Source organism: Endozoicomonas sp. ONNA1, assembly GCF_024606325.1.
Classification (GTDB): domain Bacteria; phylum Pseudomonadota; class Gammaproteobacteria; order Pseudomonadales; family Endozoicomonadaceae; genus Endozoicomonas_A.
This window is the reverse complement of the sequence record NZ_JAHHPN010000291.1, coordinates 1-10,274: the sequence shown is the minus strand read 5'-3', so window position 1 is coordinate 10,274 and position 10,274 is coordinate 1. Positions and strand designations below refer to the sequence as shown.

10 protein-coding genes are annotated in these 10,274 nt (G+C 45.5%); 7 read left to right on the top strand and 3 right to left on the bottom strand.

Annotated elements, in window-relative coordinates; translation table 11 throughout:
- A partial coding sequence (locus tag KDK19_RS06960) for a hypothetical protein (RefSeq protein ID WP_257291614.1) occupies positions 1 to 355 on the bottom strand: 355 nt, incomplete at its 3' end.
- A 223-nt stretch (positions 356 to 578) separates the two neighbouring features.
- Here KDK19_RS06960 and KDK19_RS06955 point away from each other — a divergent pair.
- The 3 genes from KDK19_RS06955 (at position 579) to KDK19_RS06945 (ending at position 3,929) form a co-directional block, all read left to right on the top strand.
- Positions 579 to 1,109, top strand: coding sequence for a hypothetical protein (locus KDK19_RS06955; RefSeq protein WP_257281690.1), 531 nt, complete (start codon positions 579 to 581; stop codon positions 1,107 to 1,109).
- 222 nt (positions 1,110 to 1,331) lie between these two features.
- Entirely contained in the window at positions 1,332 to 2,066 is a 735-nt protein-coding gene (locus KDK19_RS06950) for an FAD-binding oxidoreductase (RefSeq protein WP_257253461.1), read from the top strand.
- 201 nt (positions 2,067 to 2,267) lie between these two features.
- Positions 2,268 to 3,929: an alpha/beta fold hydrolase gene (locus KDK19_RS06945; protein ID WP_257281691.1), complete on the top strand. Its 1,662-nt coding sequence runs from the start codon at positions 2,268 to 2,270 to the stop codon at positions 3,927 to 3,929.
- Positions 3,930 to 3,994: 65 nt separating this feature from the next.
- Here the strand turns inward: KDK19_RS06945 and KDK19_RS06940 are convergent, their stop codons facing one another.
- Positions 3,995 to 5,248, bottom strand: coding sequence for a bifunctional DedA family/phosphatase PAP2 family protein (locus KDK19_RS06940; protein ID WP_257281692.1), 1,254 nt, complete (start codon positions 5,246 to 5,248; stop codon positions 3,995 to 3,997).
- A gap of 89 nt (positions 5,249 to 5,337) precedes the next feature.
- On the opposite strand from KDK19_RS06940, the gene trmH reads away from it, so the two are divergent.
- Together trmH and KDK19_RS06930 are read left to right on the top strand one after the other, a co-directional pair.
- A complete protein-coding gene (gene trmH / locus KDK19_RS06935) occupies positions 5,338 to 6,021 on the top strand; it encodes a tRNA (guanosine(18)-2'-O)-methyltransferase TrmH (protein ID WP_257281693.1) in 684 nt (227 codons plus the stop codon).
- Positions 6,022 to 6,169: 148 nt separating this feature from the next.
- The gene (locus KDK19_RS06930; protein ID WP_257281694.1) at positions 6,170 to 7,279 is read left to right on the top strand and encodes a polysaccharide deacetylase family protein; all 1,110 of its coding nucleotides are present in this window, start codon (positions 6,170 to 6,172) and stop codon (positions 7,277 to 7,279) included.
- Positions 7,280 to 7,482: 203 nt separating this feature from the next.
- Here the strand turns inward: KDK19_RS06930 and KDK19_RS06925 are convergent, their stop codons facing one another.
- Positions 7,483 to 8,292, bottom strand: coding sequence for a hypothetical protein (locus tag KDK19_RS06925; RefSeq protein WP_257254961.1), 810 nt, complete (start codon positions 8,290 to 8,292; stop codon positions 7,483 to 7,485).
- A 476-nt stretch (positions 8,293 to 8,768) separates the two neighbouring features.
- Between KDK19_RS06925 and KDK19_RS06920 the strand changes: the two genes are divergently transcribed.
- Together KDK19_RS06920 and KDK19_RS06915 are read left to right on the top strand one after the other, a co-directional pair.
- The gene (locus tag KDK19_RS06920; protein WP_257291613.1) at positions 8,769 to 9,101 is read left to right on the top strand and encodes a hypothetical protein; all 333 of its coding nucleotides are present in this window, start codon (positions 8,769 to 8,771) and stop codon (positions 9,099 to 9,101) included.
- Between the two features lie 227 nt (positions 9,102 to 9,328).
- Entirely contained in the window at positions 9,329 to 10,042 is a 714-nt protein-coding gene (locus tag KDK19_RS06915; protein ID WP_257253177.1) for a hypothetical protein, read from the top strand.
- Positions 10,043 to 10,274 lie beyond the last annotated feature (232 nt).

Here is a 10,274-nt window from a genome sequence, read left to right as displayed (position 1 = left end):
ATAAATCGTCTAAATCATCGCCACTGCCAAAACCGCCACCACTAGAGCTTGTGAAGGGTTCGCCGTTATCGGCAGTAACAGGGGCTCCGGGTATTGCCAAAGGCCCACTAAAACGACTTTTGTCGTCAGAATGACCAGACTCGTTTTTTTCAGCCTGTTTATTCCCTCTAAAAGACAGTTTACTAATCTCCCCCGATCGATCCTCCCACGTCTCAATGGATTTGGATGAACTCCCCCAACCCGCCCAGCTCAACAGGCTGGTATAAGCAGCACAGTGACCGACAAGCGGCAAAGTGACAGACAAGATAAACAAAAAGAACAGGCGAACCACAGTCAGAAGCCCTGCCGCGTTCATGGTCGCATTTCCCCAAACATTTTATTGATAAGGCGTAACAATAGACTTTATATTTGAAAATGTATTATTTATTTCTGTCTATACAGGGCCTGCCAAAAAAACCATTAAAAAATGCACAGCTAATCCTGGCCAGTTATTCCCGACGAACAGACGCTTTAAGACGTATGCATCTTGTTCGACTGAACCATACTGGAGCACCCCTGCCAGTTGTTGTTCTCACTTCGTGCAACACACCCATTCACTGGCAAAGCATCTTAAAATCTCTCTTGGCTGGCATCAATCCCGCATTGATCTTATTGCGCTGGTTATTTTTGGCCTCATCCAGATGGGGTCAGTCAACCTGTCCCGTATTGCCCGAACTGTGGGGCACGGTACCGAGATCGACTCCAGGCGTAAGCGTCTAAAGCGCTTCTTTGCCCTGAGTAGCAGGGAGCTTGATGATATTGCCAGAATGGTCGTTGACTGGATGGTGCCCGAAGGGAACCAGGTTGTCTGTCCGGATCGCACCAACCGGGACTTTGGCCTGTTCAAAATCAACATCATGATGGTCGCTAAGCAGCAGGTCGTCATTCCCGCGAAGGAGGCTGTCGCAAAGGCGGGAACCATTCAGCTTGAGTTAATAAGCTTGCAGTTACACCTGAGTCCCCACTCTCCTTTTATATCAAGATTCGTTACGAAATTGTCCCTTACTGAGCGCTCTGGCTTAGTCCGCAATCACGCCAGAATTGAAAGTGTTGCTGCCACTTCTCTCTGAGGCAGTGCCCGGGTGACCTATTTGCCTCCTTGTAGACTTGAGGCTTATGATTTATCAGTGGGGATAAGAGTGGTAGGGCGTGGGTTTTGGATGCGCTTACTCTGAAAAAGCTCGTCCTCAGGACACTTCAGACAAAATCACGATCCGTTGATATTAAAATATTAATGGAAATCCCCGAGACAGATTAATGAGTTCCTATTTAAGACGAACAAGGAGTTCAAAATGCCACGCCCACTCTATCCTGCAACCCTGACAGCCAAGCATCAGCTCAGCGAGAATACTGTGCAGTTAGACTTCAGACTGGAGGCCGGGTTCGACTATCAGCCCGGACAATTTGTGCAGTTGCACTTTTCTTTTCAGGGTCAGGACTATAAAAGAAGTTACAGCATCAGCAATTCGCCCGAGTCTTTTCGAAGCTCTCAACAGCTTGAGATAGCCATCAGCTTTGTGAAGGGAGGGACTGCCTCTGCTCTGTTCAGCGAAGCAGAACCGGGTCTGGAATTGTCCATTGGTGGGCCTTTCGGGGTTCTCACTGCACCGGAAAAGTACGATGGTCGAATCATACTCGTTGGTACCGGAACAGGCGTTGCTCCGTACCGGGCTATGATACCTGCACTGAAAAAGCTGGCCGACGAAGGCACCCGAATTCTGGTCATGATGGGTGTAAGACACAGGGCCGATATGATTTACGAGCAGGATTTTCGGCATCTTGCTGACTCATCCGGATCCATAGAATACAGGGCCTGCTACAGCAGAGAAAAGTCACTGGACACCTCCGCCAACGAATACCCGGGTTATCTCCAGAACCAGTTCCCACAACTGAATCTTTCCCCGGAAAAAGACCTCGTTTACTTGTGTGGCAACCCTGCCATGATTGACGACGCATCCGCAGAACTGACAGCGTTGGGTTTTGCTCCAAGACAGGTGAAGCGGGAAAAGTATGTTTTTTCCAGTTGAACCTTCTCGCGTTTAAACCGGTAGGCCTTCATTTCAGTTTCTGTAAACTGTTTGTCATCTTTTGCCTGAAACACCCACAAGTTAATACACACTCACTTAAAACCTGTGTATGATCACATTGCACCCTTTTGAAACACAATGACAATCGTCAAGATTCAATTGTGGGTGAAACAACATAAAAATAATAAAAAAGGTAACTCAATGTCGAAACGGCTAGTTAAGCTGCTGGTTCTCAATCTGGCACTGTCTCTCTTCCCACTCCATTCCCTCGCATCCGAACAGCCACTGTTTCAGTTTGCTGCCGGATTGCTGAACAATGGACAATTTCCAGAGTCTGACCGCTACACCACCGATGATGATATTGTCATTCTGACCAATGATGGTACAGAACTGACTGCTAATATCTTTGTTCCCACCTCACTAAGCGGGTCCGCCCCCGCTGTCGTATTTATTAATAGTTGGGGGATGAATGAGTACCAGTACCTGCAGCAGGCTGCAACGCTCGCTGAACGGGGGTATATCGTTCTTAGCTATTCTACCCGGGGCTTTGGCAAGTCTACCGGACGAATAGATACGGCTGGCCCTCAGGATATTGCCGACTACAGTCAGGTGATTGATTTTCTTCTCAATAATTACCCTGTAAATCCCAATGCTATTGGTACCGCTGGTATCTCTTACGGCTCAGGTATCAGCCTGATCGGAGCAGCTCATGATGAACGGGTCAAAGCCGTTGCCGCCATGAGCAGCTGGGGAAGCCTGCTGGAAGCACTTTACGGTAATCAAACCCCCAGACTGGCCTGGGGAGAAATACTCACTTTGACGGCCGACCTCATAGGCAACCCTGAGCCGGTCATTGCTGAAAACTGGGACATCATTAAAAACCAGAAGCTGGATCAGTTACCAGCCGTTATAGAGTGGGCAGAAGAAAGATCCCCGATCAACTATGTCGAGCTGCTGAATCAAAATAATACCGCCGTCTATCTTGCCAAAGCTTATGGCGATAACCTCTTCCAGCCAAACTCTCTGCTTGAGATGTTTAGCCAGCTAAGCACTCCCAAACATATGGACCTGCTGACCGGATCCCATGCCACAGCCGAGCTGCTGCCTTCCCTGCTGGGCATTGGTGAAGACAGGGTCTGGAATAACGTCTACCGATGGTTCGACATTCATCTGAAAGGAGAAACGAATGAACTGAGTCAAGCAAATCCTTTGCAGATGAAAGTGAAGTTCAAAGACCGCTTTGAAGGGTTCGACAGTTTTCCAATAAAAGAGGCTTCCGCACAGAAGTACTATCTTCACCCAAGGTCTGCATTTGATAACGGCGATTTGGAAGCCCATCCCTACAAACCGCCGTTCTGGCTGACAAAAGACAATACGATCAATTCCTGGACGGGTACTTTATTCAGTACTCAGATTCCTGTTCTTTCACAACTTTTGGAGCAGCTTGAAGTCCCGGTCGTCACTAACATTTATGCCGCATCCGATTTCAGAGGCATTTATTTCAACACCGATAAGCTTCAGAACGTCATGAAAATAAGAGGTAATCCGACTGTTAACCTTGTGGTTCAACCACACTACGACAAGGCACAGCTGGTGGGCTATCTCTATGACATGGACTCATTGGGGAATGCAAGATTGATCACCCACGGCGTATCAACCTTACCCCAGGCTGAATCAGGAAAAAAAATCGAAATATCCTTCGAGCTGGTCACCACAGCCTACGATGTGCCCCAAGGACACCGGGTTGTATTGGCTATAGATACTATGGACCCTCAATATAAGAGGCCTACAAGCGACAATTACTTTATTGATTTCGAGTTCAGTAACCAGAAGCAATCAACACTCTCAATTCCAGCCCTGTAAGAAAACTGAATTAAGAGTTTCTTCTTTTGAAGATAATCGCCCGGAACCATTCCGGGCGATTTTTGTCATGACATTTGAAGCTTGGGAACTTTATTGTTGAAATAAACTCTTTCCGCAACCACCGCTGCACTGAACCAGATACTTCCCAGCAGCAAACCTGCCAGAACATCCCCAAACCAGTGGGCTTCATAGACAAGCCTCGACAGTGCCACCATAAGGGCGATCATCACAGCACAACTGTAGGCACAGAACTTAACAACGCCTCTCTGCGCTGCCGTCAGGTACAGGGCAACCATTAACCAAACGAAGGTTGCCTGAGTTGTATGTCCGGAAGGGAAAGAAAACTGATCCAGACCATCAAAGTCAGCCGGTCTGGGTTTATCGATACCCCACTTCATTAACCAGAGTGTGACTTCCATACCTGCAAGACACGTCAACATAATCAATAATTTTCTATAGCGCCTGATCCAGAGAAAGTAGACAGCAAACAACACCAGTGGCACCCAGAGAACAACCGCACTTCCTAACCAGTTCACCAGACCAAACATAGGCTCAACTATCGGTAGAGACATGCTGGCAATAGAAGAATGTATCATGGCATTGTAGTCATCCAACTGACCACTGACGTCCATAACAGTCAGAAGTAATAAACTGACATGCGCCACCACAACAAAGCTGACCGGTAACAACAGTATCAACTTTTTCCTGCAGAACCTGCGATCCAGAATCAGTCCTGAATAAGCAATCAGCAACGAAACAAGAGTTAAACCGGCCAACAGATAGTAGAAGGATTGCGGTACCTCCAGCTTCAAGGCTGCGCCGGTCAGGTAGCCTGGCACGGTATAGGCCACCGCCCAGGGCGCCGTCGAGAGCAGGTTGATGATATAAAAACGCAGGGGGGACATATCCATCATCCCGGCAACGGCTGGAATAACTGGACGGATAGGGCCTATAAAACGTCCCAGTGCAACACTGAAACCACCGTACTTTTCAAAAAATCGTTCGCCTTTTTCCAGCCAACCGGGATGCCTTGAAAATGGCCAGTAGTCTCGAATCCGACTATGCAGACAATGGCCCACCTGAAAGCTGATACCATCCCCCAGGGCCGCACCGAGAAAAGCCCAGGCCAACATAGGCAAGGGTTCCATCAAGCCACTGCCAGCCAGAGCCCCAAGAGCAAACAGCAGGGCAACACCAGGAATAACAAAACCGACAGCCACCAGCGATTCCACAAAAGCAGCCAATGCTATAATCGGGCCCAGCCAGTGCCCATGATGTTGAAGCCATGCATGTAATGCTACAAAGCTATCAGATTCCACAAAAAGCCTCTTTCGATATCACCATGATGTAAAATGCTTCCTTCATATCCGTAAGTAACACCACACAATGCCACATTGAGAGCAGAACCATGACACCGGAACGTTACAAAAAATTTAAAGATCTGCTGGATCGACGTCAACCCGACCTGACGGTGCTCACGGATCAAGTTCATAAACCCCATAATCTCTCAGCTATTATCCGAACCTGCGATGCAGTGGGCATTTCCGATATCCATCTCAGCCAGCCAAAGATGGGCTATCGAAATTTTCGGGGCAGAGCTCTGGGCAGCCATAAATATGTTAATGTTCATCATCACAGCAGTGTAGAGGAAGGTATATCACAACTGAAAGCCAGCGGCTTTAAAGTTTATGCTGCGCATTTTTCCGACAGTGCAATCCCCTATTCAGATGTCGATTACACTTCGCCTGTAGCGGTTATGATGGGCGCGGAGAAAAAGGGTATCAGTCCTCAGGCGGCAGAGCTGGCTGATCAACATATTATTATTCCCATGCAGGGCATTGTGGCTTCTTTCAATGTCTCGGTTGCAGCAGCAGTCATCCTGGTTGAAGCTCAACGACAGCGCCTGTTGAAGGGGATGTATGATAAACCCAGCCTGCCTCCGGAGATCTACACTCCTACCCTGTTTCGCTGGGGATATCCCGAACTGGCTCGATATTGTGACGAACGGGGACTGAAATACCCACAAATGGATGAAAACGGGCAGCTTATAGACCCATCCTCCTGGTACATCCGGGTCCGGGCTAACGCCTGAGCCATAGAACAGGCTCTCCCATTGAACCTAATCTTTTGAATTCAACTTGCATTGCTTGCCAAACATACCGTAAATGTCTTAGTTTCGAAGCTTGAAACTCATCACAAGCGTCTCCTATGACTCACCTTACTTTAGCAACAGAGGCTCCATGAACCCCCGCATAGCTTCCCGCATTCAGCAAATCAGCCAGCTTGCCTCCCGGCCTTTGAAAGGATTACTGGCCGCTGCGGCATTCATACCTTCTGTGGCGATGGCGGCAGATAGCGCAGTGTTCCTGCAATATCACCATGTCAGCGATAAGACCCCTGCTGTCACCAGCATTACACCAGAGATGTTCAGGCAACATCTGGATTATCTGGATAAAAATGACTTCAATGTAGCGCCCATAGAGACCATCATCAAAGCCATTCAAAGTGGCCGGTCAGTGCCCGATAAAACGGTAGTGATCACTTTTGATGATGCTTACAAAAACATCTATGAAAATGCCTTCCCAATGCTGAGAGATAAGGGTTGGCCGTTTACAATTTTTGTCAGCACTCAGCCAGTGGATCGTGGCTTTGGCAACTTCCTGACCTGGAAGCAGATTCAGGAGATGAGCCGCTCAGGCGCTACCATCGCCAACCATACCACCAGCCACCCTCATATGCCGGAAAAGCTACCCGGCGAATCCGATCAGGCCTGGCTGGAACGCTCCGGAAAGGAGATCACCGACACAGAACAACGCATCAGGAACGAAACCGGTCAGGATGTCAAAATGCTGGCCTGGCCTTTCGGCGAGACAGCCCCAGAACTGAGAAAGATGATCAAGGAGATGGGCTACATTGGGTTTGGTCAGCAGTCTGGCGCTATTGGCCCACTGTCAGACTTTACCCGCCTGCCCAGATTCCCTATGTCCGGGAGTTATTCCGATATGAGTGGTTTCAGAACCAAAGTAAACAGCAGACCCCTGCCAGTGACGCAACAGGAGCCCGATACCGCTATCATTGACCCAAAGAACCTGACGCCCTCTCTAACCCTAACTTTGGCAGACGGCAACTATCAGAAACAGCAACTCAACTGTTATGTCTCCGGTCAGGGCAGAGCAGAGCTGAAATGGCTGGATAAAGAGAAAACCCGATTCACAACTCAGGCCAAATCGCCCCTGCCGGTCGGTCGCAGTCGCTACAATTGCACGGCCCCCTCGATGGATGGACGTCATTATTACTGGTTTTCTCACCAATGGCTTCGCTTTACGGAAGATGGAAAAGCTATTGATTAGAGTCACGTAATCAGGACTTGCTGTCTTCCGACAGAGAGTGTTTCAAATGCTTAATCCGATTCAGCCACTCAGATATAACTGAATGGCTGAAACAGGATTAAACGAATATTAAAGTGATTCTCCTGGACATAGCAGCCTTTGATGTGATTCTTCTAAAAATCTGGTTATGTAATCTACATTTGATCATACTAATAAATTAATGACTAGTTTATATAAGATGGTGTGAATGACTGTAAAAAAGGTGTTTTTTGAAGCCTGCTTTGGCGAATACTATCTTGAATTTCTTTTTGCTTACCATTAAGTATTTCACATAAGATATTCATCACAATTCGTGAAATATCAGACTCCGAGCTTACACAAGACATAATTAAACCGCGTATATCATTGGAAATTTTACATCCGTTGAAAAGACACATTACATCGTAAAGGTCCAAGTTTTTAATCAGCTCCATCCACGATGGAGCTAATAGAATTTTACCTGTAGTGTCCATAGTTGTTGATTCAGAACCCCCCCCTTCAATAAAAAACACAATTCCATCTTTCCTCTGGCCTGCAATAGTCCATTGTTCACCTGACCATGGTTTAATATCACAATTATAAAATACTACAGAGCGAACAAGATTTATTTCGAATCTATCAATTGGACAATATGAAAGCAAACCAGATAGTGGTATTCCTCTTATAGTAAACCATTGACCATCATGAACTACATCTTCCTGCAAACAATTTGATAATCCATCAATCCAGACTGTTTCTGGAACAAAAGGAAAATCAATATGGCTAACTTTATCGGCTATATCATTAGTGATCAGCACTATAGCTCTTTCCATACCTTCCAAGTTCTGAATTGCCTCGAGAAGATTTACTTCTTCCGGACAACTTAAATATTTTAAAATAATTAAAAGCGGTACATCATATTTAAAAATATCTTTTAATTTAATGGCTACTGCACCTTGTACGTTTAAAAGAGAAGCAGCTATTACAGCAATCAATATTTTTTCAATCAAGTTCATAGCATAACACTTACAAAAGCATCTTGATTTTAAGACTACCCACAGTACCACATGGCGTATTCTCAATAATATATATCCGAGGCCTTACATTGATTCTCATTCCTTTAGTAATAGGCGAGGTGAATAATCTGTGCATTCCGGGCTTATAAACTTCGTCACAAAATCCACCTCTAAAAAAAATACCCATACTTCCTTCCGGTACTGTATATAAAAAAGAATCCAACTGTATAACCAGTGAACTGAAATCTTATCAGTGATGGTAGATTCAGCAAAGAGCAACGAAAGTATCCAAGCAGCTATTTGATTCATCACTCAACTCTTCAAAATTTTTTACTTTTGCAGCTACAGTTGTAGCAGAGTTGGTATGACACATCTCCTTATTTAAAAATGGTTTACATTTCATTCGCGAAAGGAATGGCACCCATGAAGCACTGGCAAATAAGCAAAAGAAGCTGGAACGCATGATCGCCAACCTGATGACTAAACATAAAGAGGAAGCCTGGGGTCAACCCTCAGCATCGTCAGGAAGACCAGCAACGCATAAATTCCCTGCTCAAAGCAGCAAGTCGTATCAAACTTTTTTTAAGATCCAACCGGAGAAACGCAATAGCGATAATCAGTCACTGAAAAGCAATATGGCCGACCGGATGAAAATCTCTAAAGGAGTCATTCAGGGCTACATTGCCACCTTCCGGGCGACACCCGCAATGTGCAGAGAGCGGTTTCCAAAGCAGGTGAATCTTCAGAAGTTAATGGATCGGGACGTCAGTATTTCAAAAGCTCAGTCCGACTCAAACGCTTTGATATAATTGGAACAGAATTAAATAAATATTAAAGTGAGTCTCATGGAGACAGTAGCCTTTGAGGTGGTTTTTCTACAAACTCGTTAACTGGCAGAATAGGAGAGAAATCTCTGCAACCAAAAAGCAAGCAAGCAAGCAAGCAAAACGAAAAAATAAATCATTATATCTGTGGAAGACTGGTAAGATTATTATATTCTTCAAAAGTAAAATCTAAACCCAAGAGTTTAAAAGTCATGCAGATTTTCTCTACAATTTTCATTTCGTTCATATTAATTTTTCCATCCCCCAATGTCTTTGCAATCAAAATAAGCAAAGAAACTATAGATCAAGGACGACAGCTTATAGGCGACATAAACAGTAGAGGAACTCAATTTCTGGAACTGGCTGAAAGAGTCCAGACTATCATAAAAAGTCATGGGCCTCAGTCCATTTTTATCATCATTCCTCACTTAGTATCTATGAATGAATCTATAGAAAAAGTTGTATCATCGTTATCAATCAGCCAAGCTTATTTAACTTCGCTTAGAACAACAGTCGAGAGTGATCCTGAATGGAAATTTAAAAAGGCTCTTAAGGCGATAGCATTACCCACTGGAACACCAGGGCAATCAATAGCAGTAGGTAAATTGGGTGACATTGCTGGCTTCCCGGTAGACACAGGTATTTTAGCCGTTTTTCAAGAACAGGACGATGGCCTAACCGAATTAGCCAAGAAGACAGATAAAGATCATTTTGAATTTATACAGAAAGTTTTATCATACAAAACTTTAAACGAAAGTCTAAAAGAACATATTGATCAACATGGCATCGATGACGTATCAAAGATTTGGTGTCATCTGGAAGAAATAAATAAACTCCTGGATGAATTAATTACTCTCACTAAGTCTTTCCCAATGAACTTTAAATTGTTTTTAGAACAAGCTTTTACTCATTTTAGTAGTCCCTGAATTCAACAAGCTGTTGGACAAACCAGCTAAATCGGGTAGCTGGAGGTTCCTGACCTGCTACCCGCATCACCACGACATGTGGGTCCGCACTTTGCAGTCAGACTGCCTCAGCACAACCCCTCAGGAGATTGTACTTGCTTTATGCTAGTGGTTATTATCAATCGCAGGATCCGATGCTGGTTTACCCGCAGGGGACTTTCACCCCATAAGTTCATGCCCATGCCGGGCGTAC